This is a genomic window from uncultured Roseobacter sp., from assembly GCF_947493125.1.
Lineage (GTDB): Bacteria > Pseudomonadota > Alphaproteobacteria > Rhodobacterales > Rhodobacteraceae > Roseobacter.
This window is the reverse complement of sequence record NZ_CANLQB010000004.1, coordinates 388,826-414,783: the sequence shown is the minus strand read 5'-3', so window position 1 is coordinate 414,783 and position 25,958 is coordinate 388,826. Positions and strand designations below refer to the sequence as shown.

Below are 25,958 nucleotides of genomic sequence, written 5' to 3'. Positions count from 1 at the left end.
CGACAAAGAGGACATAGATATGCTGAGTATCAAGAACCTGCACGTGAAACTGGAAGAGGAGGACAAGCAGATCCTCAAGGGCGTCGATCTGGAGATCGAGGCGGGCAAGGTGCACGCGATCATGGGCCCGAACGGCTCTGGCAAATCGACGCTCTCCTATGTGCTCTCGGGCAAGGATGGCTATGAGGTGACCGATGGCGAGGCCGTGCTGGAAGGCGAAGACATCCTCGAAATGGAGCCCGAAGAGCGCGCCGCCGCAGGCCTGTTTCTTGCGTTCCAATACCCCGTCGAAATCCCCGGTGTGGGCAACATGACCTTCCTGCGCACTGCCGTGAACGCACAGCGCAAGGCGCGCGGCGAAGAAGAAGTCTCGGCAGCAGAATTCCTCAAGCTGATCCGCGCCCGCGCCAAGGAGCTGTCCATCGACGCCGATATGCTCAAACGCCCGGTCAACGTCGGCTTCTCCGGCGGTGAGAAAAAGCGCAATGAAATCCTGCAGATGGCGATGCTGGAGCCGAAGATGTGCATTCTGGACGAGACGGATTCCGGCCTCGATGTGGACGCGATGAAGCTGGTCTCGGAAGGGGTGAACGCGCTGCGCAACGAAGGGCGCGGGTTCCTCGTGATCACCCACTACCAGCGCTTGCTGGACCACATCAAACCCGATGTGGTGCACATCATGGCGGACGGCAAGATCGTGAAATCCGGCGGACCGGAGCTAGCGCTGGAAGTCGAGAACAACGGCTACGGCGGTATCCTGGCAGAGGTGGCGTGATGGCGGATGCTGCGGAAAAACTGTCGACCACCGATGCCCGGCTGGCGGAGCTGAGCCTGCCGACAGGCGGCTGGCCCGAGGCGGCGCGCAGCGATGCGCTGGCCCGCGTGCGCCAGATGGGCCTGCCCGAACGGCGCGATGAGTATTGGAAATACACCCGGCCCGACACGCTGACCCAGCCCGGTGCTGTGCCCGCCGCGCTCTTCGACAATGACGAAGCGCCGATCTTTGGTGAAATGGACCGTCTGAACATCGTTTTCGTCGATGGTGTCTTCGACACCGAGGCCTCGGATGATCTGAGCCTCGAAGGCGTGCGCATCGAGCGGCTGGCCGACGCCAGCTCCGACATCCACTGGGCGCGCGATCTCTACGGGACGCTCGAGGCAAAGGGGCAGGACCCGGTGCAGCGCCCGCTGGCCGCGCTCAACACCGCCTTTGCCAGCGATGGTGTGCTGATCCATGTGACCGGCAAGCCCTCGAAGCCGATCAACCTGACCTACCACCACCGCTCCGAGACCTCGGATGCAATCCTGCACCACGTGATCAAGCTCGACCCGGGCGCGGAGATCACCGTGCTGGAGAATGGCCCGGCCGCCGCGCGCTTCAACAAATGCATGGAAGTGGACGTCGCCGACGGCGCCACCTTCCACCATGTGCGCGCCCAGGGGCGGGACCATGAGCGGCGTGCGGCCACGCATATCTTTGCGCGGCTTGGCACCGAGTCGGTGTTCAAATCCTTCACCCTGACCGCCAATGGCGTGCTCACGCGCAATGAATGCGTGATCGAGCTGACCGGGGATGACGCGGTGGCCCATGTGGCGGGCGCCTGCGTGGGTGACGGCGATTTCCACCATGATGACACGGTTTTCATCACCCATGATGCGGTGGGCTGCGAGAGCCGGCAGGTCTTCAAGAAGGTGCTGCGCAACGGGGCCACGGGCGTCTTCCAGGGCAAGATCCTGGTGAAGAAGGACGCGCAGAAGACCGATGGCTACCAGATCAGCCAGTCGCTTCTGCTGGACGAGGACAGCCAGTTCCTCGCCAAGCCAGAGCTGGAGATCTACGCCGATGATGTCGCCTGTTCGCACGGGAGCACATCGGGGGCCATCGACGAGGAGGCGCTGTTCTATCTGCGCTCGCGCGGGGTTCCGGAAGCGCCCGCGACCGACCTTCTGACGCTCGCCTTCCTGGCCGAAGCGGTGGAGGAAATCGAGGACGAAGACCTGCGCGAAGAGATCAACGGGCGCCTCGCCGCCTGGCTGGAGCGGCATCGCAGCTGATGGCGGTCACACGCAATATCACGGCAACTTATCGCAACCCGGGCAAAACATTGCGCGGGTTGCTGGCTCTTGGGCAGCGCGAGGACCGCGCCCTTGCCTATCTGATGGCAGGCTGCATGATCGTCTTCATCGCACAATTGCCGCGGCTGGCGCGCGAGGCGCATCTGACCGGGGAGGAGCTGAACATGTTGCTGGGCGCCTCGCTGATGGCGTGGATTTTCATCGCACCGCTGGCGCTTTATTGCCTGGCGGCGGTGAGCCACCTCATCGCCAAGATTTTCCGCGGCAAGGGCAGCCACTATGGCGCGCGGCTGGCGCTCTTCTGGGCGCTGCTTGCCTCTTCGCCGCTGATGCTGCTCTGGGGGCTGATCGCGGGGTTCATCGGCCCGGGGCTGGAGTTGCAAGTCGTCGGGCTCCTATGGTTTGTGGTGTTCGGCTGGTTCTGGATCAGCGGTCTGATCGCAGCGGAAAAGGCGCCTCAATGATACCTGCAACCGTCAACTGGACACAGCTCGCGCTCGAGACGCTGCGCAATCCGAAAGGGGCCGCCGCCGAGATCATGAGCTGGCAGATCCCGCGCAGCGTGCTCTGGATGGCCGCCGCCCTGATCGCGATCCTCAGCACCTTCATGTCGACACTGTCGAATATGGTGATCCCGGTGCCGGCTCCCTTGACCGGCATGGTCTCGAACCCCTTCACGCTCTTCATGATCATTGCGGGCGGGTTCATCATCACCGTGCATGCGCTGTTCTGGGCCGGGCGCGCGTTTGGCGGCTCGGAGGACATGAGCGATCTGCTGGCGCTGCTGGTCTGGATGCAGACGCTTCGGGTCGTGGCGCAGGTGGCGATCATCCTGAGCGTGTTGCTGCTTCCGGTGCTGGCCAGCTTCCTGGTGCTCTTTGTGGCGGCGGCCACGCTCTGGGTTTTTCTGAATTTCATCAGCGTCGGGTTGCAGTTGAACTCGCTGATGCGCGCGTTCTTCGTGCTGATCGCGGGCGCGGTGGCCATGTCACTGGGCCTGTCCTTTATCCTGTCGATGATCGGCGTCGGCGCCATGGGGGTACCGTCAAATGTATGATGTGGAGGCAATCCGGGGCGATTTCCCGATCCTCAGCCGCGAGGTGAACGGCAAGCCGCTGGTCTATCTGGACAATGGTGCCTCGGCGCAGAAACCTCAGGTGGTGATTGACGCGATCACCAATGCCTATGCACATGAATATGCGAATGTTCACAGAGGCTTGCATTATCTTTCTAATGTTGCCACTGAGAAGTACGAAAGCGTGCGCGGGGTGATCGCCCGGTTCCTCAACGCGGGGTCCGAGGATGACATCGTGCTCAATTCCGGCACCACCGAGGGCATCAATATGGTGGCCTATGGCTGGGCGATGCCGCGGATGCAGGCCGGCGATGAGATCATCCTCAGCGTGATGGAGCATCACGCCAATATCGTGCCCTGGCATTTCCTGCGCGAACGGCAGGGTGTGGTGTTGAAATGGGTCGATGTGGACAGCACCGGATACCTTGATCCCCAGGCGGTCATTGACGCCATTACACCCAAGACGAAGCTCATCGCGGTGACGCACCTGTCCAATGTGCTGGGCACCCGCGTCGATGTGAAGACGATCTGCGCCGAGGCCCATGCCCGCGGCGTGCCCGTGCTGATCGACGGCAGCCAGGCCGCCGTGCACCAGCCGGTGGATCTGCAGGACATCGACCCCGACTTCTACGCCATCACCGGCCACAAGCTCTATGGCCCCTCGGGGTCGGGCGCGATCTACTGCAAGGCGGAGCGCATGGCCGAGATGCAGCCCTTCATCGGTGGGGGCGACATGATCAAGGAGGTCAGCAAGGACGGCGTGATCTACAACGACCCCCCGATGAAGTTCGAGGCGGGCACGCCCGGCATTGTCCAGACCATCGGTCTTGGCGTGGCGCTGGAGTATATGATGGGGCTCGGCATGCAGAACATTGCAGCCCATGAGGATGGTCTGCGCGACTATACGGTGGAGCGCCTGAATGGCCTCAACTGGCTGCAGGTGCAGGGCACGACGCCCGACAAGGGCGCGATTTTCAGCTTCACCATGGACGGCGCAGGGCACGCCCACGACATTTCGACGATCCTCGACAAGAAGGGCGTTGCGGTGCGCGCGGGTCAGCACTGCGTCGGGCCGCTGATGGAGCATATGGGGATCCCGGCGAGCTGCCGCGCCTCCTTCGGTCTTTACAACACCAAGGCCGAGGTGGATGTGCTGGTCGAAGCGCTGGAGCTGGCGCACGACCTCTTCGCCTGAGGGGGCGATCTTTTGCCGTTGCGGCGCGACGGCCCTCCCGCTATACCGCCCCGAGAAGGACCCTTAGCTCAGCTGGATAGAGCGCTGCCCTCCGAAGGCAGAGGCCAGAGGTTCGAATCCTCTAGGGTCCGCCATTTAGTATTATAAATCCATACTTTAGATTGAGTGCCTCCGCCGGGTCGGTGCTTGCGCATGAGGTTCGTATGAGCGGATTGCGCGTGACGGCTTACTGGCACGCTGTTGCTGACTAGAGCGTTCGGATATCGCCGGATCACCGAGCAACGGCTGATCTCTGTATTCGTGGAACCGCAGCCGGAAAACCCCGATCTTCTGATCTCGCTGCCACACAGGCTTCGCCTGCAAAGCGGTTTGGGCTTTTCAGTGGATGATGGTCCTGTTCAGCAGTTTGTGTTCAACACGTCGGACGCGAATGGCGCGTAGCTGCACTGTGCACAGGTTTCGCGTTTTCTCGTGGATCTGGGTGACTTTGGTCCGACGCATCGAATGCGTGCCGTCTGCGCTTGCGTCCAAGCCAATCGGCGTCATGCAATCTCGGAAAAGTCGTGCAGACTGGCGGGTCGAGATCCGCAGTCGCTCATCAAACCGACCTGGCAAAAGTACTCCGAGCCGAACATCAAGTCATCTTCCATCCACTTGTGGACCGAGGCACGCGTCCCTTTGGATATTTCAAACCGCACAGGTTTCTGTGTCTTGCTTTGCAAGACCGACGCCCGCTCTTTGACCTCGCCCGATGCCATCACATTTGACCACATTCACAAGATCACAGCCGCAAGGCTTGCTGTCGATTGCCGTGTTGAACGGCGCGAGATCGCGATGGTTTTGGGCCAATTCGGATCGTACTCGGATCGCCCAGACGTATTTCGGCGCCAACGGGCGTTTCTGACCGACGACGCGGACCTTGTTCCAGGCTGGGCTAAGTGCACGAATGGCAGGTAAGTCTGTATTTCCGTGATTGGTCCTCAGATCCGCAACGCCCCCTCACAACGACGACCTGACGGTGACGCTGTACAATGTCATGGGATGCTGCATCCGCGTCTTGTGTCAGCAATGTGCAAACATTGGACATTCGGACACCTCTGTACGTTCCGACCATGACACCGCCCCAATCTGGTGTCGTCGACCAAACGCGGGATGGGATCAGACTTAGAACAGCACAGATGGCAGCCACGTCGCCAAGGATGGGAGCAACCAGATCAGGATCACGCCAACAGCCTGTATCCCGATGAACGGGACAACGCCGGCGTAAATATGGCCGGTCGTCACTTCTTTCGGCGCCGCACCACGAAGATAAAACAGCGAGAAGCCGAATGGCGGCGTCAGGAAGCTGGTTTGCAGGTTGATCGCGATCAGCACGCCCAGCCAGATCGGATCGTGACCCAGCAAGATGAGGGTCGGGGTCACCAAAGGTAGGACGATGACCGAGATTTCGACGAAATCCAGAAAGAACCCCAGAAAAAAGATGAAGATCATGCAAAATACCAGCGCTCCTGTCGCACCGCCCGGCATGCTGCTGAGGATGGCCGACACACGCTCTTCGCCGCCAAGACCGATGAATACGAGGCTGAAGATACCTGCCGCAAGGATTGTCGCGAAGATCATTGACGTCATGGTCAAAGTCGAGCCGATCGCTTCATGTATGACTTTTTCTTTCAGCGCCGAGCGCAGAGCAAGCCCGACCGCGACACTGCCGACGACGGTAAGTCCAGCGTAAATGATCCCCAATGCGAAGGTGCCATGGCTCAAATCATTGCGCTGAAACCGGACAGGAAAAGCCCCCGCCAGAATACCCAAAATGATCAGCGCAGCGGTGCCCAGCAGAATCAGCTTGGGGTTGATGCCCATCTTATGGCCGGTCATCAGCATCGCGCCAATGGCCCCGACCGAAGCCGCTTCGGTCGGGGTTGCAATGCCGCCCAGAATTGCGCCCAGAACCGCAAATATCAGCAAGATCGGTGGCACAATGGCACGAAAGACCTCTGCGCCATCCGGTTTTGCCAGATCGGGGGGTGCGGGTGGCATGTCCTGCGGCCTGATCCAGCCGCGCAGCAGGATGTAGATCAGATAGAGGCTCACCAGCATTAGGCCAGGGATCACGGCGGCTGCAAAGAATTGACCCACCGAAAGCGCTTCGACGGCGAATTTTCCTTGTTCATACTGGGCCTGCTGAAAGGAGTTTGACATGACATCCGCAAGGATGATGAGCAGGGTCGAGGGCGGGATGATCTGCCCCAGCGTTCCCGCGGTGCACACGATACCCGAGGCAACGCGCGGATCATATCCGGCCCGTAACATGGTTGGCAGCGCAATCAATCCCATCGCCACAACCGTCGCCCCAACAATCCCGGTTGAGGCTGCCAACAGCGCGCCGACAAGAACTACAGATATGCCCAAACCACCGCGAAGCTGGCCAAAGAGCCGCCCCATAGTGTCGAGCAGATCCTCGGCGATACGGCTTTTCTCAAGGAGTGCACCCATCAGAACAAATAGCGGGATCGCGATCAGAACGTTGTTGGACAGAAGCCCGAAAACCCGCTGGCCCATGGCGCCGAGCAAGCTGATGTCCATATGCCCGGTGTACCAACCGATATACGCAAAGATGATGGCGACACCCGCGATGGAGAAAGAAACGGGAAACCCCAAAAGGATTGCGCCCATGAGCGCTGCGAACATTATGAGGTCGAGATACTCAATCATGATGCGGGTCGTTGCAGAAAAAGCCGGATCAGCAGGGATACGGACTGAAGCATCACAAGCACGCAGAAGGCGGGGATCAGTGTCTTCATCAGAAAGACGGCCTCAATGCCACCAACTGATAGCGGGCCTTCAAGTATGCTCCAGGAGTTGCGCACCGAGGGCCATGACCAGTAGAGCAGCGCTGCCATCGAAGGCAGCAGAAAGAACAGGTGGCCGAAAATGTCGATGCGTCGTTGGTTTCGTGGACTGACCTTGGCGTAGAACACATCGACGCGCACATGTTTGTCGACCAGCAGCGTATAGCCGGCGCCCAGCATGAAGAGCGTGGCGTGCATGTACAGGACGCTTTCCTGCGCGGCGATGGAGTTCACGCCAAACGCGTAGCGCCCGACGACGATGGTAAACTGCACCAGGACCATGAAGAGCGCGAGCCATCGGGTGAGGCTTGCGACACCCGCGTTAACTGCGTCGATAGCGTTCGCCAGTTTTTCCATCGGCCCCTCGCAAAAGCGGTGTGATGCCCGCGCGAACACACGCCGCGCGGGCCGTGTTTCTCAGCTTCTCGTCTTAGTAGCCCATGACTGTGGCGCGCGCGTTCATCTGGCCGTTGTCGGCGTAGACCATGTAGCGGCCGACGGACTCGCGGTAGGCGATAAAGCTCTCCACGATGCGCTTGACCAGGTCGTCGTCGTCCTGGCGCAGCTCGTCGATGACTTCGGCGGCGGCTTTACCCATGGCGGTGATCACGTCCTCGGGCAGCATTTTCACCTGCACGCCCTCATCAGCGACCAGTTTTTTCAGGGCCGCCGCGTGTTTGGTTGTGTATTCGGTCCAGACAGGATTGTAGAGGCTTTCGCAAGCAAGGCTGACAACCTGTTTGAGATCATCAGGCAGTTCCGCATAGGCTGCTGCGTTGATGCCGCATTCCTCGGCGGAAGACGGCTCGCCCACGCCGGGCCAATAGTAATTCTTGGCGACCTGGTGATAGCCAAGTGCGCTGTCGGTCCACGGACCGATAAATTCGCCCGCATCAAGCGCGCCCGTTTGCAGGGCCTGGAACATCGCGGGGCCGGACATGGCTTCTGCAGCCATGCCCAGTTTCGATGCCATTTCAGAGGCAAGCCCCGTGGTCCGGAATTTCAGGCCTTTCAGATCTTCTGCCGAATTAATGTCATTGCGGAACCAACCGCCCCATTGCGGGCCGGAGTTGCCGCACAGGAATGGCTTGATGCCGAAACGGCCATACATTTCGTCATAGAGCGCCTGACCTCCGCCGTGATAGAGCCAGCCGAATTGCTCATCCGCGCGCAGACCGAAGGGCTGCGACCCGAAGAGCAGGATCCCCTTGGATTTCGAGCCCCAATAGGCGGGTACGGCATGGTAAAGTTCGGCCGTGCCTTCGCTGACGGCGTCAAACACCCCACGGCCCGGCACCAGCTCGCCTGCGGGAAAGAGTCTCACCTCGATGCGGCCACCCGAAAGCGTGGTGATGCGGTCTGCCAGAGTTTGCGCGGCCACGCCGGGCCCGGGCAGGTTCTTTGGCCAGGCCGTGACCATCTTCCATTGACGCTTGTCTTGCGCGATTGCGGGGCTCGCAAGCGCTGCGGCGGCCGTACCGACCCCTGCTGATGCTAGAAATTTACGTCTGTCCATTTTCAGTTCTCCCATTGGTTGGTTCGGTTTTCAGTGCTTCAGTTTCCTAAGATGCGGGGCAGTCTCAGGCCATTTTCGCGGGCGCAGTCGACGGCATCCTGGTAGCCTGCATCGGCATGGCGCCAGACCCCGCTTGCGGGATCGTTCCACAACACCCGCTCGAGCCGTTTGGCGGCCTCGGGCGTGCCGTCAGCGCAGATCACCACGCCGGAATGCTGGGAAAAGCCCATGCCGACGCCACCGCCGTGGTGCAGGCTCACCCATGTGGCACCCGAGGCGGTATTGACCAGCGCATTGAGCAAGGGCCAGTCGGAGACTGCGTCGGAGCCATCCTTCATCGCCTCGGTTTCGCGGTTGGGCGATGCGACGGAGCCAGCGTCGAGGTGGTCGCGGCCGATCACCACGGGGGCTTTCAACTCGCCACTGGCGACCATCTCGTTGAAGGCAAGGCCTGCCCTGTGGCGATCGCCCAGTCCGATCCAGCAAATGCGTGCGGGCAGGCCCTGAAAGGCGATGCGATCCCGCGCCATATCGAGCCAATTATGAAGGTGGGCGTTCTCGGGGAAGAGTTCCTTCATCTTGGCGTCGGTCTTGTAGATGTCCTCGGGGTCGCCGGACAGGGCGGCCCAACGGAACGGGCCAATGCCGCGGCAGAACAGCGGGCGAATGTAGGCCGGCACAAATCCGGGGAAGGCAAAGGCATTTTCAAGCCCTTCGTCGAGGGCCACCTGCCGGATGTTATTGCCATAATCCAGCGTGGGCACACCGGCATTCCAGAAATCGACCATTGCGGCGACATGGGTCTTCATGCTGGCGCGGGCGGCTTTTTCGACTGCTTTGGGATCGCTTTCGCGCTTTGCGCGCCACTGGGCCATTGTCCAGCCCTGCGGCAGGTAGCCGTTGACAGGGTCATGCGCAGAGGTCTGGTCGGTCACGATGTCGGGTCGGACGCCGCGATTGAAAAGTTCAGGGAAGACATCTGCGGCATTCCCCAGAAGGGCGACGGATTTGGCCTCGCCAGCGTCCGTCCATTTCTGGATCATGGTGAGGGCTTCGTCGAGACTGTCGGTTTTCTCATCCACGTAGCGCGTGCGCAGGCGGAAATCGATACTGTCGGGGTTGCATTCGACCGCCAGACAGCACGCACCGGCCATCACCGCCGCGAGCGGCTGGGCACCACCCATGCCACCGAGACCGCCCGTCAGGATCCACTTGCCAGTGAGGTCGCCCTCGAAATGCTGGCGGCCCGCTTCGGCAAAGGTTTCATAGGTGCCCTGGACGATGCCCTGAGAGCCGATGTAGATCCATGAGCCAGCCGTCATCTGACCATACATCGCCAAGCCCTTCTTATCGAGCTCGTTAAAGTGGTCCCAATTGGCCCAATGCGGCACGAGGTTGGAATTGGCAATCAGCACCCGAGGGGCGTCGCTGTGCGTTTTGACAATGGCGATGGGCTTGCCCGATTGTACGACCAGCGTCTCATCTTCTTCGAGGTCTTTCAGGCTCTCGACGATGCAATCGAAGTCCTGCCAGGTGCGCGCCGCGCGCCCGATGCCGCCATAGACAACCAGCTCGTGCGGGTTCTCGGCCACGTCGGGATGCAAGTTGTTCATCAGCATCCGAAGCGGCGCTTCCGTCATCCAGCTTTTGGCATTCAGCTCAGGTCCGGTTGGGGGAAAGATGTCGCGGACGTTCTTGCGCGGATCGCTCATGTTGGCCTCCAGTCAGAAAGGAATTTCAGGATTGATGCGAGATGCACACGCAGCCGGTCGGCCCGTTCGCCGACATAGCTCCAGGGGGCGCGTTCGAGCATGTAGGTCGATTGGGCCAGTTCCATCTGGACGGCGTGAAAGCCACTGGAGGGACGGCCGTAGTGCCGCGTTGTCCAGCCGCCCTTGAAGCGTCCGTTGGTGACCGTGCTGTAGCCTTCAGCACGCGCGCAGAGTGCGGCGATGGCGGTTTCGATCTCGGGCGCGCAGGTGTTGCCAAGGTTGGTCCCGATGTTGAAATCAGGCAGCGTGCCTGCAAAGAGAAACGGAATATGGCTGCGGATCGAGTGGCAGTCATAAAGGATGGCAAAGCCATGAATGGCATGCACCCGCTGCAGCTCGGCCTGAAGCGCGGCGTGATAGGGCGCATGATAGGCCTCGCGGCGGCGGTCGATTTCAGCGTGGTCAGGCTCCTGACCATCGAGATAGATATCCCGCCCGTCGAAATCCGTCAGAGGGCAAAGACCCGTGGTGTTCTGCCCCGGGTAGAGGCTGGCACCGCTCGGGTCGCGGTTGACGTCGATCACGTAGCGATGGATCGGGGTACGCACCGAAGATACATCATCCAACAGCCCCTCATAGAGCGTATGAATGTGCCAATCCGTATCGGCAATGGCCCGCCCCGCTTCATTCAGACGATCGAGGCAATCAACGGGGATATCCGTTCCGGTGTGCGGCAGACCGAGCACAAGAGGGCTGCTGCCTTGGGTCACTTCAAGGGTGATCACAGCGCCAGGCTCGTTCCGCTGGCTGCAGCGAGCATGCCGGTGGCGATCAGTCGGGTGGCGGCCTTGATATCATCGGCCAGGTAGCGGTCGTCTTCGAGGCGCGCGATCTCCGCACGAAAGCGCTCGGCGGCTTTTTGCAAGGCCTCCGACGTATGGAGCGGCGCACGTTCTTCGACACCTTGAACGGCGCACATGGCCTCAACCGCCAGGATACCAGCGAGGTTTTCATTCATCCGCTTCAATCGACGCGCGCCATGGGCGGCCATGCTGACATGGTCCTCCTGATTGGCCGACGTTGGTGTGGAATCAATGCTGCAGGGATGCGCGAGGTGCTTGTTCTCGGACATGAGCGCCGCCGTGGTCACCTCGGCGATCATAAAGCCGGAGTTGAGCCCCGGTTTTGGCGACATGAAGGCGGGGAGATCAAACGACAGGGTCGGATCGACCATCAAAGCCACACGGCGCTGTGCGATCGCGCCGATTTCGGAGATCGCCAGAGCAAGTTGGTCCGCGGCAAACGCGACCGGCTCGGCGTGGAAATTCCCGCCTGAGACAATGTCGCCGCTCTCCGTCAGGACAAGCGGGTTATCGGTGACTGCATTTGCCTCAACCTCCAACGTGCGGGCGGCAAAGCGTATCAAGTCGACCGCAGCACCGGTCACCTGGGGTTGGCAGCGGATACAATAAGGATCTTGGACACGGGTATCGCCGTCGCGATGGCTTTCGCGTATCGCACTGCCGTCCAAGAGCCTGGACATCGCGTCGGCCACGTCGATCTGACCCCGATGACCGCGCAAGCTATGGATTTCTGCGCGCAGCGGTGCCGTCGAGCCCATGATCGCGTCGGTCGTCAGCGCCGAGGTCACAAGGCAGGCCTCGGCCAGGCGCCAGCTTTCGAACAGGCCCGCAAGGGTGCAGGCGGTCGAAAACTGCGTCCCGTTGAGCAGCGCGAGCCCTTCCTTGGCTTGCAGCGCAATCGGGGTCAGCCCCGCTTTTTGCAGAGCGGCGCCGCCATTCATGACATCACCCTCAAGCTGAGCTTCACCAGCGCCAATCATGACAGCCGCCATATGGGCCAGCGGAGCGAGATCGCCCGATGCGCCAACCGATCCCTGAACGGGTATGACGGGCGTGATGCCCGTGGCAATCATGCCCTCCAGCAAAGTGCAGACCTCAAGACGCACGCCGGATGCGCCGCGCCCAAGGGAAAGCAGCTTGAGGGCCATCATCAACCGTGTGGTCTCAGGTTCAAGCGCCTCGCCGACGCCGCAGCAATGAGACAACACCAGATTGCGCTGCAGTTGCGCGGTCTCCTCAGGCGGGATTTTCACGGAGGCGAGTTTTCCAAAGCCGGTGTTGATCCCGTAAATCGCAGCCCCGCCCTGCGCCGCTTGCGCGACAAGCTCAGCCGAGGCCGCAATTGCAGGATGCGCTCTGGCATCAAGGCTCACAGGCTCGGTTCCGCGCCAGATTTGCGCGAGTGTATCAAGACCCGTCGCACCAGGCGTGAGCAGGATTGTCATACAACTCCTCCGAAGATGCGTTTGTGCAGCGGGTTGATCCCGATGCCATAGGACAGTTCGGCCGGAGCGTTGACGTCCCAGATCGCCAGATCGGCCCGTTGCCCCGCGGCGAGCGTGCCGCGGTCGGACAACCCGAGGGCGCGTGCGGCGTTGCGGGTTGTTCCGGCCAAGGCTTCGGCGGGTGTCATGCGAAACAGCGTGCAGGCCATGTTCATGGCCAGCAAAACCGACCCAAGGGGCGATGAGCCAGGGTTCCAGTCTGTTGCGACGGCCATCGGCACGCCATGTTTGCGAAACGCCTCGATCGGCGGCCGTTGCTCTTCGCGAATGGCATAAAAAGCTCCGGGCAGGATGACGGCCACGCTGCCGGACCTGGCCAATGCCTGCACATCCGCATCGCTGGCATATTCCACGTGGTCTGCCGACAGAGCGCCAAATTCCGCCGCAAGGGCTGTGCCGCCGATATTGCTGAGCTGTTCGGCATGAAGTTTCACCGGCAGGCCAAGCGCCCGTGCGGCCTCAAACACGCGCCGGATTTGAGCCGCGTCAAAGGCGATGCCTTCGCAAAATCCGTCCACTGCATCGACCAGCCCTTCAGCGTGGGCGGCGGTCAGGGCCGGAATGCAGACGTCATCAATGTAAGTGTCAGCATTGGCACCTGCGGGCACCGCATGGGCACCTAGGAAACTGGTGCTGACATGGATCGGCCGGGACCTTGCAACGGTGCGGGCGACGCGCAGCATCTTCAATTCAGTGTCGTGATCCAGCCCATAGCCCGACTTGATCTCGACGGTCGCGACACCTTCTGCGATCAGCGCATCAACGCGCCGCAGTGCGGCAGCCAACAGGTCATTTTCGCTCGTCTCGCGGGTCGCCGTAACGGTGGACACGATGCCGCCACCCGCGCGCGCGATCTCCTCATAGCTTGCCCCTTCGAGACGCATCTCGAATTCCTGCGCGCGATCTCCGCCGTGAACGAGATGGGTATGACAGTCGATCAAGGCAGGGGTTACCAGCCGCCCCTCAAAGTCATGGGTCGGGAGTTTCGCAATATCCACCGGACAGTCTTGCATTGGCCCGATCCAGGAAATGCGACCGCTCTCAATCGCCAGACCGGCATTTGCAAGCAGCCCGTATCCGGAGGCTGTATCAGCGAGTGTAGCTGCCGTTAGGCGGGTAAGCAGTATCGGTTCGCTCATGGAATAACCTTGAATAAGCAGGCTCTTTTGATTAATATGTGCCTACTTAATCAAGTCAAGGACTTCTTGCTGTGCGAAAAATTGTCGCCAAACAGGCGCTCACGCAAAGCGGCTGGGAAGCGAATGTCGAAATCGGCATCGAAGGCGAACGAATCGCGCATATTCAGCCTGCGTCTGAGGGCGCTGTCCCAACGGTCGGGCTTGCTTTGCCAGCCCCGCTCAATCTGCACAGCCATGCGTTTCAGCGCGCCATGTCTGGGCTGACAGAGGCGCGCGGGCCGGACCCAAGTGATAGCTTCTGGACATGGCGGCGGCTGATGTACAGGTTTCTGGATCAGCTGACGCCTGACCACATTCAAGCGATTGCCGCTCAGGTGTTTCTGGAGATGCTGGAGGCAGGCTATTCAAGTGTCGCCGAATTCCATTACCTGCACCATGACGCGGGCGGCAAAGTTTACGCCAACCTCAGTGAGCTGTCGGAACGGATCGTGGCAGCCGCCAAAGACGTTGGCATCGGCCTGACGCTGCTGCCAGTGCTGTATCAGTATGGCGGGCTGGACAAACGCCCTTTGGCTGGTGGCCAGCGTCGTTTCGGAAATGACCCCGATCAGTTCGCGCGCTTGTATGAAAGCGCCGCCAAGGCGGCCATGGCGGGGCCAGCGGATTTCAACATCGGTGTTGCTCCACATTCGTTGCGCGCCGTTGACAAGGACGGGCTGGGCCGAGCCCTCTCGCTTGTTGGCAATGGGCCAGTGCACATGCATCTGGCTGAACAGGTGGCTGAGGTTGAAGAGGTTGAGGCTGCATTGAACGCACGGCCGACCGAATGGTTGCTGGATCATTACGACGTCGACCCTCACTGGTGCCTGATCCATTGCACGCAGATGACACCGCAAGAAACTGAAGCACTGGCGAGGTCCGGGGCGGTCGCGGGCCTGTGCCCGATCACCGAAGCCAATCTGGGCGACGGCATCTTCAATGGCACACAGTATCTGGGCCACGGTGGCACTATCGGCTTCGGGTCGGATTCAAATGTGAATATCGCTCTGTTTGATGAGTTGAAATCGCTCGAATACTCGCAACGCCTGCGCGACAAAAGCCGCGCTGCCCTGGCCACGGAGGATCGCTCAACCGGACGCGTCCTTTTTGATGCGGCAGCAACAGGAGGCGCGCGGGCCGGCGGCCGCGATGGCGGCGCCCTGGCGCCGGGAAAACTGGCCGACATTCTGGCGCTGGATCTGGATAACGAGTGGGGCGCCAACCGATCTGGCGACATGGCGCTCGACACGCTTGTCTTTGGCGGAAACGGACAGCGCTGTATCAGTGATGTCTGGAGCGCGGGACGCCATGTGGTCAAACAGGGTCGCCACATCGCGCGTGGACAGATAACCAGAACGTTCACCGCCACACTGGCAGAGTTGGAGCAAGATATTTGATACAAAGCGCGCGCCTGTCCTGGAAAGAAGTCCGTGACCAAATCAAGTCCGGTATCCTTGACCGCACCTACGCGCCCGGGGACAAGCTGCCGCGTGATGCGGACATTGCCGACCAATTGGGCTGTGCCCGCTCAACCGTACAGCGCGCGATGCGCGATCTTTCGGATGCAGGACTTGTTGAGCGCAAACGCAAGGGTGGCACCCATGTGCGTATGGACCCCGTCACGCGCGCCACTGTGGACATTCCAATCACGCGGCTCGAGGTGGAAAAGCGCGGAAGCGTCTATGGTTATCATTTGATCACTCAAGATCTCGCCAGAATTCCACCAGAAATCGCCGGAAAATTCGAGCAGACTGAGCCAACGGATATGATGCGTGTGCGGGCAGTGCATTTGGCCGATCATAAGCCGCACATTTACGAAGATCGTTGGATCAGCACAGATACGGTGCCAGAGATCCTCAAGGTCGACCTCGCGCGCGAAAGCGCCAATGAATGGCTGGTCAGGAACAAGCCATATACACGCTGCGATCTAAGGTTCTACGCGATTTCCGCCACTGCGGAGACCGCTGACATCCTCGACAGTGAGAAAGGCAGCGCGTTGCTCGTGATCGAACGCACAACTTGGGTCGGGACAGCGCCTATCACCTTAGTGAAAGCATATGCATCGCCTGGATACGAGCTTTTGACCTCAAACTAGAGGGTTTGTCTTCCTGTGGTAGGCACCGCCATCCACGGCTCTTCAGCAGGGACCCTGGTAAAGCTGCGCCCTCTGTCGCCTGAAGTTCTCCACTTCTGAATATCGGCGAAAAGCGCCGTTGGCCGGCATGTGATCAGCGAATGAGGCTGCTCGGTATGTCCGCACAGCATGAGTTCAGTCATCAACGGCGTTTGCTCCCGCAGCGAACGGCGGCAAAGCGGGCTGCAACCGCAGCATCGAGAGAGTGAGTTGGATGTCTGCCGTGGGCCGCTTTTTCCATCGAACTGCGCCAAGATCTGATTGATGATGTGTCGACCCCCAAGATCGGCAGTGAGCCAAACAACCGGGATGCACGTCTTTGGTGAATGCTCTTTTCGATGAGCATCGGCGCGGAGGAACGCGGCTTTTCGATCCGACCGGTCGATTTGATTGACCATGGACCCGTCCCATTGTTGCGCCGACTTGCCTGGATCTCAAGCAACGCGTCGCTTGGCGACAGGCGAGCGGTGCAATCCAAAAAAGTCCATTCTTGTGTCACTTCTGCTATCATAGATTGAATAGATTCGGCTCACTTATGGGTGACGGCATCTTTTATTAGAGAATTGATTTGTTTGACTCGATTGCATCATCCGTAAGTTGTCTCATTGGCATCGAATGCCCGCTGCAAGGAGCAGGGGGCGCGGCTCCGCCGGGCCAACTCATCATAACGACCATTGCGGCCAGCAGCATCGCGCTGGTCGTTTCAGTCTGGAACGACGCGATCAAAACCTATCTCAAGGGCACGTTGACCGGCCTTCTTGCGGCAACCCTGCTGATCTTCGCGGCGCTGGCTGTCCCGTCGGTCTGGCTGGCCTGTGCGGCCGGCGCTGTCCTCGTGATTTCCGCGCTCTTTTACAAACGTCTTCGGGGCAAAAGCCTCAGAGTGAATCGGAACACCAAGGTTCCGCTGCCGAAGTTGGTTCTGCCGGCGGCGTCTATGGTCTACCTGACCGGGGCAGGTGTGATCACCGTGCTTGACAGTTTTCGTCCGCCTCCGGTTCTCCCCGCAAAGACAGTCGCCTTCTTCGCGCCGTCGAAACTCGTCGGGACTTCACTGGAAGATCAGCAGCTTGCTCTGGATACGGGGCTGCTTGCAGCCATCGATCTTGGAGCCAAAGAGCGGATTTCCGCGGCGCTTTCGAATCTGGATATCGAGATCCACCCGTCACTTGCGCAGGATGAGCACAACGATTTTCGCAAAAAATTCGGACAGACTTCGCTCGCCAACCTGGATAACTGGCTTAGCAAACAGGAGAAGCTGAATGCGCTGAGCCAGCGGGTCGATATTGCACTTGTCGGTAGTGCCAAGATTCAGAGCGTCACCGGAAGACCCCGCGAACTTGTCGTGCGTGCGTATGTCCACCAGCGGATACCTGAGCAGGAGAGATTTGACCGGGTCAAATCGGGTAAAAGTATTGTCGCGCGCGGAACTGTCCGCAACAGCAACGAACTCATGCTGGTGCTGGCGGTGCGATTGGCCGTAAAACTCGTTGACGAGTTGAGCCTGCCACCGCTCGAGCCCGAACAGCAGGTTCAGATTTGGACTGATTTGAGCCTGTTGCTTCAAGAGCAAATGGAGCTTTTTCTCGAAGGGGCTTCCGAAGACGAGCTGCGGCCTGAGTCAATAGATCGCGCGCGGGCCGCAATACATGCGGCGGGAGACTGCAAGACGTCCAAATGCGCCTTGGAGATTGCGGTCGCGCTGGAAGAGCTCTTGCTGCCAGAAACCGTCGGGGACAGGCAGATTTCTACGGCTGTGGCCGCATACGAGGCAGCGATCGGCAATGAGTGAAGATCGGTTTTTTCGCAATTTGGCGACCTGGCATCGCGCTCTGTTGCCTGTGGCCGTGACAATGGCGGCAACCATCTTCCTGCTGAGCATTCAGGAGGCCACCAAGACGGGCACCCGGTTGCCGCCGCAGGTCGGATTTATCCCCGTTGAGTCCCGGGCACTGGCCGTCAGTTCGTCGCTTGACGGGATCTGGCAAAACCTCGGCAATCACACGGCGCGGCTTCGCGATCCGGCGCCCGAGTCGTTCTGGGCCGAGATGAACACCTCGCTCCATGGCCTTTCGCAGCGTTGTATTGCTTTGCAGACGCCTGAAGACCTCTCTTCCGCAGGGTTTGACGTGAACCGCGGTTTGTCCTTTGCACTCGTGAATGAATGGCCCGATTTCTTGCTTTCCCTGCCGGTTCGCGATGACACACTGGCGCTTGATTTTCTGGGCACGCTGTTCGTTGAGCCAATTCCGGTAAATATTGCCCTGCCGAATGCGGAAGAAGGGGTAATGCGTATCGTTGTCACCGCGGATCGGGTGGAAAACGCGAGGGTGTGCGAGGTCCCAGAGAACGCGCCCTTTCAAAGCAATCCGCGGCTTCTGAGTGTTGGCGTCGATCACGATGTGACCCTGTCCCAAGATCAGACAGAGATATCGCTTTTCCTCGTGCCGGACGGTCGAGGCCCAGCACGGATGGAGCTGTCGTGCCGCCTTGTTCTGGAGGACGGCACAAGCCGGCCCTGTGACTGTCGGATTGACTACAGTAGGCGCTGTGACCAGCCCTTCGTGAATGATGTCAGTACCCCGACACTGATGCAGTGGGACAACGCGAGATTGCCCGGGCCCGGAAATGTAACCATCTGGACAAGCGAGAACGAGGACATGTTTGCGGGGTTCGTTGACGGCTACATGTTGATCGCCACGCGTCCGGAGCGTATACGAACTGCAGCGGACAGGCGAGACGAAAGGGCCACGCGTCTTTTAGGTGACAATGCCTTGCTCGGGCTGATTGACCAGTTTCATACCGAGGCCGAAGCGGGTGACGCGACACTGATGGGGTTATTGCGCGGCATCGAAGAGCCCGTGGTCGGAACCGTGCCATTTTCGATAACGGCCGGACCAGACCGAATTAAGCTTCGAGCGGCTTTGCCTATCGACACTTTTGGCTTCGATGTTTTTGAAAACCTCGTTGCGAATTCGGCGGCGCCGGCGCCGGCTTTGACCGACGATGTACCATTCGCGGCGCTTTTCAATGACCCGGCAATCGGCCTGTATCTGAACCTTTTGGACGACATTTACACCAAGTATGCGCTTCAAATTGCAGACGATCTCGAAGACGGCGGAGCCGTTCTTGCACCCGATGAGATCACGATCGTAGAGCCTGAGCCCATCGAAGATCGGTTCGGTTCTGGCGATGACATGGACAGCGATCGCAAAGGTGCAGATGTCTCACCTGACGCCGACGATGGCCCGAACTTGGTGACGGAAGACCGCTCAATAGGAAGCGAAGGACCCGCGGCAACGGATTGTTGGTCCCTTGGACAGGCATCAAGAAATCCGAGCATCTACGACACGCTCGGCAATTTCGCGCCGCTTGTCCGGGGCATAATGGCGCTGGACACGGTGGGCCCGCTGGAAGGCTACCTGTTGGATCTGCGCGACGGTGTGCCAGAAGTCGTCCTGGTTCAGCATGGGCTGGTACCGTCTCGCCTGGAGCGGCTGATTGACAGGGCACGTGAACAGATGAAGGAGGCGCGGGATATCCAGGTTCTGTGTCTCGCCCGGGCCGCCTATTGGGAGGATCAGGGCAGGAAGACGCTTCCTGTCGTCAGCGATGAATTTTTGGAACTTCTCGGAGATGAAGGGCCGGACTTGGTCGAACGCTACACAATCAAGGAGACGGATATCGTCCGTAAGCCCGAAGCGGCACCCTACGAGTTCGAAAGCGCCGCCTATCGAGACACGCTTGACCGCTTCGAGATCGGTTTTGTCCCGCCGCCGGTGTCGGATCTTGATGTTCGCTATCGGTTTGCAAGGCAGGGCCAAGATGAACTGGACATAGAAGCCCTGCGAAACAACTCTTTCCGCCTTGCCTTTGGACGACTGGCGGACGGCTCGGTTGCCTTTGCGACCGACGCGAGGACACTCGAAAGATTTCTGGCTATCCTGGCGATCCGCACCGCCGAAGCCGGACGTTCGACCGGCGACAAATTGTGGGTCAAGGGAAATCCCGAACATCTCGTTACCCTTGGCCTGCTCTATCCGGTGGAAGAGGTCCGATCCTATTTCTCCACCGGTGGGTTCGAGGTGCTCGACCAGTACCGTTCGGTCCGGGTCTCTCTGCTGCCCTCGGAAAATTTTAGCGGGCTTTCGATCGACGCGGAACTCACGCATGACTGAGCACGTACCGCCGATCATCTCGCTGCAAAGCGCGCAAAAGACCTATCGTGGCAATAAGGTGGTCGAGATTGAGGCCCTCGACCTTCGGCAGGGCGAGGCCGTTTTGATCTGGGGATCAAACGCCAGTGGCAAGTCGACCTTGCTACGCATACTTGCCGGCGCAACATCGCTGACGCAGGGTACGCGCACACTTGATCCTGCGTTCCGCAAATCCTGCCTGTTGTTCTTGCCGCAGACCGGTGGGCTCTACGAAGACCTTTCAATCCATCAGAACCTCATCATCCTGTCGCGGCTCCACAACCGGACCCCCGACGAGTCACCTTTTGTTGCACTGCTGCGCAATGTCTCGAGCCGCGATCTGGATAAGCCGCTGCGTACATTGTCCGGCGGAATGCAGCGGATATTCTCCGTCGCTGCCATGTTGTCACTGCGCCCGGAAATGCTGTTTCTGGACGAACCATTCGGAGGCCTTGACCCCGCAAATCGCGCACATCTGTACGATGTCTTGTCTGATGTCGGAGCGAACACCCCGCTTCTTGTCATTACCGAACACCACCGGGACGGTATCGGCAAGGGGTGGCGGCAGGTTGGCATGGCCAACGGTCGGATAGAGGACGCATCATGACTGCTTTGCTCCGGCTCCTATTGTGGAAGGAGCTTTACGAGTTAGCCCGTCAGCCGTGGATGCTGATCGGAGCATTTCTTATACCGCTGTACCTGCTGTATGTGTCGACAACACTGCTGCAACCCGACCAGCCGGTTCGCGTTGTGTTGGCGTCTCCGGCTGACTATCTCGTTTCGTACGATTGGCAGCTGGACGAGATATCACGCATCGACGGCATCGATGCGATTATTGTGTCGGATACCCAAGATCTGAACCTGCTAATGGCGCGCCACAATGCATCAATGGGACTCCTTATATCGCAAGAAGCCGGACGCACGTTTGTCGAGCGCTCGTCGTCCTTGAGCGAGCGGCGCCTGAATTACGAGATGGCGGTCCGGATCAACCGGGCGCTGGGTGGTGATGACCGCTGGCTGACGACTGCGGCCGCCGCGTATATCGAGGAAGGTGGCTCGCGCCTGAAGATGCGCCATCTCTCGGTCCTTCCAGGCGCGGAAACACATGTATTCCTGCCAAGGTTCATGGCGCTTGTGGTGGTCTTTCTGGCGTCCTTGCTTGGCGCTCGCTCGATGTTGCGCGAATTGGAAAGCCGGACAATGCCCCTGTTGGTGACGCTGCCAAACAGTAGCTGGACGTTGGTGGTGGGGGCCAAGCTGCTTTTCGTGGTTCTGTTGACGCTGACGATCACGGCATTCCTCGCGCTTGCCCTGCAACCGGCATTTGGCTTCTATCTGCGCCCCGGGGTGGTCCCCATCTATGGCGCATGCCTGCTTGCCAGTGTCGCCGCCGCCAGCATTGGTATTGCCCTGGCCTTGCTCGGAAATAGTGCAACGCAGGCTTATATCGCAGTTTCGGTGTACCTCATTGCCAATCTGATCCTGACCGGTTTCGTTACGAGCCTTCAGGAATTGTCCGCCACGGACGATATGATACTGCGCGCCCTGTTCCCGCTGACCTACCTCAGGCCGATGCTCGAGGGATGGCTGTTTTTCGGCGAAAAGGTGGGCTGGCGTGTCAACGAGTTAATCGCGCTGTCTGCGCATGTGTGTCTTTCGTATATACTGCTCGTCATAATCTCTTGGCACCGGTCTCGACAGATGTGACTCCTGCAGAAGCGAAAACCGGATCGTAACTGTATTCCCGCGTTGAGCGCAGGCGGGATACATGCGCAAAAAGGCACCGGACGCGCCAAAAAGGCGGTCTGCAGCAGGGACAGCAAGAATTCCAGGCTATCTGAAGTCAGTCAGCTGCACCGTGACATACTGGGCTTGAAAGCGGCTGGTGTCTGATCACCCGTTGTTATTTGCGTTTTTTGAGTTCCCTAAAAAAGGTCGTTGCATTCGCCGCTTCTTCGCGCGGTGTATAAGTTTCGGCAAAGCTTGGCGATCAGGACACCCTTCTGTCATGCCCTCTGCGTGACATCATTTTCGTCGTTACGTCGGTCCGCGCGGCCATCTTTCGCTGTCGACAACAATCCTTGGAGTTGTGTCGTACAGTGGCAGAGCTGTCTGCCAATCAGCGAGTTGAAAAGCTTTAGATTTTCGCGCCTGCAGCGAACGGCCTGTGTGGATGGCTCCTGCATAGCAAATCATTTTCGGGCTGATGTGTGCGTTTGTCAGAAGCCGTCGTGCGTCCGGACTGTTTGCGCGGTTTTGACCGCTGGCCCTGATGGGTTCCGCAAACCAAGTTCCTATCAGCTATGCGGGCTATTATGCCCGCGCCAGTCGGCGGAGTGTCCTGGTTTTGGCGGCTGACTTATGCACCGTCGTCTCGCGGGTCTTGCTACCTCGTCAGTCTGTTCCTTTCAGGCTGCAGCGTGTGGGCTGTAGGGCTCATTGCGCGTGAGTACTGCCCAGACGATCCGGGCTGTTTTGTTGGCCATCGCGACAGTTGCGACCCGGGCGGCTTTGCGTTCGAGCAATGATGTCAGCCACTTGCTGGCGCGTTCCGGGTGCCCGCACTCATTTGCTGTGCGCTTTTCTGCTGTCGGACGGCGCTTGCACGCGGTCGAACATGCCGTAGTCCCGGACGACGCTGGCGATGCGCAGGCGGTAATCATCGAAGACCCCACCGCGCCCCTTGTTCTGTGCGCCGCGATGAGCCGCGAGATTGCGCCAGCGGGCGATGGCCGCTTCATCCTTGAAAAAAGACAGTGAGAGAATTTTGTGCGGGTTGGCGAGGCTTTGAAACCGCTCAACCGAAATGAAACCATCCACGTCGTCCAACATGGGGCGCATTTCCGCAGCGATTGTGAGATATTCGTCTTTGCGGCCGTCCGCTGGCCGAACCTCGAAGATAACGGCGATTTGGCTGTTTGCACTGGCAGTGTCTTCGGTCTCAGTTCTCAGAAAAGCACGTGCAGTCGCGTAAAGGCGAACGCGGCCAGTTTCCAGATGGGCAAGATGCGTCGCGCGCGCCAGCTTTACATCCTGTTTGTCGGCGGCATTTGTGAACGCGTTATATAGCCAGGCTGCGTCTTCATCCGGTATCAAGCTGTCCCATTCGCCTCTCACAATCAGAACAGGGCACAGCACCCTGGAGGGGTCATAGGGAAACCGCCCGCTCCATGCCGCTGAAATGTCCGCGGCGGGGCCAGAGGGCACGGTCACTGCTGGTGGTGATACCGCTCTGCTGTCGGGATCACTGTCCAGATAGACCTGACCCCAATCAAGAAAGTGCGCATCGGATAGAACTGCAGCCTCACCGTCCGGGACATCTGCGGTGAACCGGTCAAACTGATCTTGCAAAGTGATCGCTCGCGTCGGTGAAGTTGTCGCGACAGATGCTGGATCGTCTCGGCGCGATATCGGGCCGAACAAGATCAATCGGTCAACCAGGCCGGGGTGGGATGCTGCGAAGCCACCAGCAGGAAGTGTTCCCCACGAATGTGCGATGAGGGATATGCGTTCAGCGGTGGTGTGTTTCAGAATTTCCTGAACTGCCGTTTCGATCTGTTCGACAGCGCTGTCAAAACGGCCCGGCAGTGATCCATCTTGACTGTCGTTTGCCCGATCCGATGATCCAAACCCGATAAAGTCGAGGCCCCAGACGTCATATCCCGCATCTGCAAGGTCATCGGCCCAAGACCGCCCGTCGAACTTGAACCCCACGGATAAAGCGCAGGGAAATGTTGCGCCGTGAATATAGAGAACTGGCGGATGCGTCGGCTGGCCGTGATCGGGGGTATAGTGGTGCAGTGTCAGTCTCAGACCATTTGAACCGCGAGTGTCTATTGTCCTCATTGTGCGATGCTCTTTGTCTCATGCGGAGCGGATGCGAGCTTCAGAAAGGTCCTGTCCTCGCGGAGCAGGAATTTTTCCTTTTGCGCAAATTCATAGTTTTCGCGGCCAAGGGGATCCACTGCCAGCCGCGCACGGTAAGCCTCATAATCGGCAAGGCTCGCGACAGTGTAGATTCCGTAGGCCAGCGTCGACGACCCTTCATGCGGCGCGTAGTAGCCGATCAGGTCGGCGCCACAGCGTGGAATCGCCTGGCCCCAGTTGCGGGCGTATGCCTCGAACTGGGCCCTTTTTGTCGGGTCGATATGGTAGCGGATAACGCAGGTCAGCATGGCAGTGTCCTCATGTGATTTTCGCGGATCATAGAGGTTTGCGTCCCCTTGATGCTTCGACTAAGGTCGAACCATGAAGGAAGGTCCAGACATCGCCCATGTCGCCGCGCTGATCGGTGATCCTGCTCGCGCCAACATGCTGACCGCGCTGATGAGTGGAAAGGCGCTGACAGTCAGCGAGTTGGCAGAAGAGGCCGGAGTGACGATCCAGACGGCCAGCTCGCATCTGTCCAAGCTCGACGAGGGTGGACTGCTGCGGCCGCGCAAGCAGGGACGACACAAGTACTTCTCGCTTGCAGGTGACGAGGTGGCACATGTCCTGGAGGGCCTGATGGGGCTGGCGGCAGGATCGGGCCATGTGCGCAAACGCACCGGGCCGAAAGACGCGGAGCTGCGGAAGGCGCGTGTCTGCTACAACCATCTGGCCGGCGACATGGGAACACAGATGTTCGACAGTATGATGGACAATGGGCACATCATGTTGGATGGCGGAGACCTTGCTTTGACGGACGAGGGCGCGGCCTTCGCGACCGGTTTCGAGATCGACCTGGATGCGCTCCGCAAGGCGCGTGCCCCGCTTTGCCGCGAATGCCTGGACTGGAGCGAGCGCAGGTCACATCTGGCAGGCAGCCTTGGCCGCGCGTTCCTCACTCGCTTCGAAGAACTGTCCTGGGCCAAGCGCGATCAGAAAACGCGGGTCGTTGCGTTCTCGCGGAATGGGGCCAAAGAGTTTACGAGACTGTTTTTGGTGGGCTGAAACATCGTTCGGTTGCTTCGAAGCCCTCATTGGGCGACCGGCAACCAAGTCCCACACGGTAGGGTTCAGCAATCAATTGCGTTTGCGCCCGCGGAGAATGGCGGAACGGCGGGCTTCAATCGCAGTATCGAGATAGCGAGTTGGATGTCTGCTTTGGGGCCGAGTACGCTGCTCTGGAGCATTCGTAGACGACGACATCAGCGAGACTAGGCCAACTTCCGTGGCCTCGCTTCGATCAGTATATCGTCAATCGCGCCCCTTTGTGTTTGCCGGTCAAGCGTCTGGGTGTTCCGCCTGAACTCAACCCCTTCAAGAAGCGCCGTCACGCAACTTGAAACGGCGTCTGCGGCAATGAAGAGTGTCAAATCCAGCGTGTGGACATATTTGCTTGTGACCGATCCTTCGGCGTGTCCGATGAGCGCGGCGATGGTTATGTCGGTAAACCCAAGAACGGCGGCAATGCTAGCGAAGCTGTGCCGCAGGACGTGTGGCGTCACATCCCAAAGCGGTGTTTCCGCGAGTAGCTTCTTCCAGCTCTAGGGGACATTTCCGACGGCGTTGTCCTCACCCTGGCCGGGAAAGACGAACGTCCTATCCCGCTTAAAGCGCGCGGCCTCGAGATAGTCGATGACCGGACGGCGACTGCGCGCGCTGATGCCCTCCCTTGCGGTCTTTCAACCGAAGACAACAGTTCTCGATGTCGACCGCGCTCCAGCGTAAACCG

The 25,958-nt window shown here is 59.6% G+C and carries 23 protein-coding genes, 1 tRNA gene and 2 pseudogenes; 13 read left to right on the top strand and 13 right to left on the bottom strand.

What is annotated here, in order from left to right:
• The first annotated feature begins 19 nt into the window (after positions 1–19).
• From sufC to Q1A71_RS11125, 6 genes are all read left to right on the top strand, one after another.
• The gene (gene sufC, locus Q1A71_RS11150; protein WP_299675511.1) at positions 20–775 is read left to right on the top strand and encodes a Fe-S cluster assembly ATPase SufC; all 756 of its coding nucleotides are present in this window, start codon (positions 20–22) and stop codon (positions 773–775) included.
• The gene (gene sufD / locus Q1A71_RS11145; RefSeq protein ID WP_299675509.1) at positions 775–2,055 is read left to right on the top strand and encodes a Fe-S cluster assembly protein SufD; all 1,281 of its coding nucleotides are present in this window, start codon (positions 775–777) and stop codon (positions 2,053–2,055) included. Before sufC ends, sufD begins: the two co-directional genes overlap by 1 nt.
• Entirely contained in the window at positions 2,055–2,540 is a 486-nt protein-coding gene (locus Q1A71_RS11140) for a YIP1 family protein (protein WP_299675506.1), read from the top strand. The genes sufD and Q1A71_RS11140 overlap by 1 nt, the downstream gene beginning before the upstream one ends.
• Positions 2,537–3,133, top strand: a complete 597-nt coding sequence (locus tag Q1A71_RS11135; RefSeq protein WP_299675503.1) for a YIP1 family protein — start codon at positions 2,537–2,539, stop codon at positions 3,131–3,133. The genes Q1A71_RS11140 and Q1A71_RS11135 overlap by 4 nt, the downstream gene beginning before the upstream one ends.
• A complete protein-coding gene (locus Q1A71_RS11130; RefSeq protein WP_299675500.1) occupies positions 3,126–4,346 on the top strand; it encodes a cysteine desulfurase in 1,221 nt (406 codons plus the stop codon). Before Q1A71_RS11135 ends, Q1A71_RS11130 begins: the two co-directional genes overlap by 8 nt.
• Positions 4,347–4,403: 57 nt before the next feature.
• Positions 4,404–4,480 (top strand) — tRNA-Arg (locus Q1A71_RS11125).
• Positions 4,481–5,510: 1,030 nt separating this feature from the next.
• Here Q1A71_RS11125 and Q1A71_RS11120 read toward each other — a convergent pair.
• The 7 genes from Q1A71_RS11120 to hutI form a co-directional block, all read right to left on the bottom strand.
• Positions 5,511–7,061 (bottom strand): TRAP transporter large permease subunit, encoded by a 1,551-nt coding sequence (locus Q1A71_RS11120; protein ID WP_299675497.1) that lies wholly within the window; start codon positions 7,059–7,061, stop codon positions 5,511–5,513.
• Complete coding sequence (locus Q1A71_RS11115; RefSeq protein ID WP_299675494.1) at positions 7,058–7,555, bottom strand: TRAP transporter small permease subunit; 498 nt, start codon at positions 7,553–7,555, stop codon at positions 7,058–7,060. Before Q1A71_RS11115 ends, Q1A71_RS11120 begins: the two co-directional genes overlap by 4 nt.
• A 73-nt stretch (positions 7,556–7,628) precedes the next feature.
• On the bottom strand, positions 7,629–8,714 hold the full coding sequence (locus Q1A71_RS11110) for a TRAP transporter substrate-binding protein (protein ID WP_299675489.1): 1,086 nt from the start codon (positions 8,712–8,714) through the stop codon (positions 7,629–7,631).
• Positions 8,715–8,752: 38 nt separating this feature from the next.
• Positions 8,753–10,426 carry a urocanate hydratase gene (gene hutU / locus Q1A71_RS11105; protein ID WP_299675486.1) on the bottom strand — a complete coding sequence of 558 codons (1,674 nt, stop codon included), beginning with the start codon at positions 10,424–10,426 and terminating at the stop codon, positions 8,753–8,755.
• Entirely contained in the window at positions 10,423–11,211 is a 789-nt protein-coding gene (gene hutG / locus Q1A71_RS11100; RefSeq protein WP_299675484.1) for an N-formylglutamate deformylase, read from the bottom strand. Before hutG ends, hutU begins: the two co-directional genes overlap by 4 nt.
• Entirely contained in the window at positions 11,208–12,734 is a 1,527-nt protein-coding gene (hutH, locus tag Q1A71_RS11095) for a histidine ammonia-lyase (RefSeq protein WP_299675480.1), read from the bottom strand. Before hutH ends, hutG begins: the two co-directional genes overlap by 4 nt.
• The gene (gene hutI, locus Q1A71_RS11090; protein ID WP_299675477.1) at positions 12,731–13,933 is read right to left on the bottom strand and encodes an imidazolonepropionase; all 1,203 of its coding nucleotides are present in this window, start codon (positions 13,931–13,933) and stop codon (positions 12,731–12,733) included. The genes hutH and hutI overlap by 4 nt, the downstream gene beginning before the upstream one ends.
• 71 nt (positions 13,934–14,004) lie before the next feature.
• Between hutI and Q1A71_RS11085 the strand changes: the two genes are divergently transcribed.
• From Q1A71_RS11085 to Q1A71_RS11075, 3 genes are all read left to right on the top strand, one after another.
• Positions 14,005–15,369 carry a formimidoylglutamate deiminase gene (locus tag Q1A71_RS11085; RefSeq protein ID WP_299675474.1) on the top strand — a complete coding sequence of 455 codons (1,365 nt, stop codon included), beginning with the start codon at positions 14,005–14,007 and terminating at the stop codon, positions 15,367–15,369.
• Positions 15,366–16,067, top strand: coding sequence for a GntR family transcriptional regulator (locus Q1A71_RS11080; protein WP_299675472.1), 702 nt, complete (start codon positions 15,366–15,368; stop codon positions 16,065–16,067). Before Q1A71_RS11085 ends, Q1A71_RS11080 begins: the two co-directional genes overlap by 4 nt.
• Positions 16,068–16,674: 607 nt before the next feature.
• The gene (locus tag Q1A71_RS11075; RefSeq protein ID WP_299675469.1) at positions 16,675–17,898 is read left to right on the top strand and encodes a hypothetical protein; all 1,224 of its coding nucleotides are present in this window, start codon (positions 16,675–16,677) and stop codon (positions 17,896–17,898) included.
• On the opposite strand, the gene Q1A71_RS11070 is transcribed toward Q1A71_RS11075, so the two are convergent.
• Positions 17,855–18,505 carry a hypothetical protein gene (locus Q1A71_RS11070; protein WP_299675466.1) on the bottom strand — a complete coding sequence of 217 codons (651 nt, stop codon included), beginning with the start codon at positions 18,503–18,505 and terminating at the stop codon, positions 17,855–17,857. The two genes, Q1A71_RS11075 and Q1A71_RS11070, sit on opposite strands and share 44 nt — an antisense overlap.
• A 441-nt stretch (positions 18,506–18,946) precedes the next feature.
• On the opposite strand from Q1A71_RS11070, the gene Q1A71_RS11065 reads away from it, so the two are divergent.
• The 3 genes from Q1A71_RS11065 to Q1A71_RS11055 are packed head-to-tail and all read left to right on the top strand — an operon-like array spanning position 18,947 to position 22,009.
• Positions 18,947–20,284 carry a hypothetical protein gene (locus Q1A71_RS11065; protein WP_299675463.1) on the top strand — a complete coding sequence of 446 codons (1,338 nt, stop codon included), beginning with the start codon at positions 18,947–18,949 and terminating at the stop codon, positions 20,282–20,284.
• Positions 20,285–20,342: 58 nt separating this feature from the next.
• Positions 20,343–20,909, top strand: coding sequence for an ATP-binding cassette domain-containing protein (locus tag Q1A71_RS11060; protein WP_299675460.1), 567 nt, complete (start codon positions 20,343–20,345; stop codon positions 20,907–20,909).
• Entirely contained in the window at positions 20,906–22,009 is a 1,104-nt protein-coding gene (locus Q1A71_RS11055; protein ID WP_299675457.1) for an ABC transporter permease subunit, read from the top strand. The genes Q1A71_RS11060 and Q1A71_RS11055 overlap by 4 nt, the downstream gene beginning before the upstream one ends.
• A 701-nt stretch (positions 22,010–22,710) precedes the next feature.
• Here Q1A71_RS11055 and Q1A71_RS11050 read toward each other — a convergent pair.
• The 4 genes and pseudogenes from Q1A71_RS11050 to Q1A71_RS11035 all read right to left on the bottom strand — a co-directional run.
• Positions 22,711–22,827: pseudogene (locus Q1A71_RS11050) on the bottom strand (IS110 family transposase); the annotation flags it as partial.
• 40 nt (positions 22,828–22,867) lie between these two features.
• On the bottom strand, positions 22,868–23,212 hold the full coding sequence (locus Q1A71_RS11045) for an antibiotic biosynthesis monooxygenase (RefSeq protein WP_299675744.1): 345 nt from the start codon (positions 23,210–23,212) through the stop codon (positions 22,868–22,870).
• A gap of 90 nt (positions 23,213–23,302) precedes the next feature.
• Positions 23,303–24,148: pseudogene (locus Q1A71_RS11040) on the bottom strand (alpha/beta fold hydrolase); the annotation flags it as partial.
• Positions 24,145–24,477: an NIPSNAP family protein gene (locus Q1A71_RS11035; protein WP_299675454.1), complete on the bottom strand. Its 333-nt coding sequence runs from the start codon at positions 24,475–24,477 to the stop codon at positions 24,145–24,147. The pseudogene Q1A71_RS11040 and the gene Q1A71_RS11035, both read right to left, overlap by 4 nt.
• Positions 24,478–24,550: 73 nt before the next feature.
• Here Q1A71_RS11035 and Q1A71_RS11030 point away from each other — a divergent pair, with 73 nt between their 5' ends.
• Entirely contained in the window at positions 24,551–25,234 is a 684-nt protein-coding gene (locus Q1A71_RS11030) for a winged helix-turn-helix domain-containing protein (RefSeq protein ID WP_299675451.1), read from the top strand.
• 206 nt (positions 25,235–25,440) lie between these two features.
• Here the strand turns inward: Q1A71_RS11030 and Q1A71_RS23660 are convergent, their stop codons facing one another.
• Positions 25,441–25,731 (bottom strand): tyrosine-type recombinase/integrase, encoded by a 291-nt coding sequence (locus Q1A71_RS23660; RefSeq protein ID WP_366140235.1) that lies wholly within the window; start codon positions 25,729–25,731, stop codon positions 25,441–25,443.
• Positions 25,732–25,958: the final 227 nt, after the last annotated feature.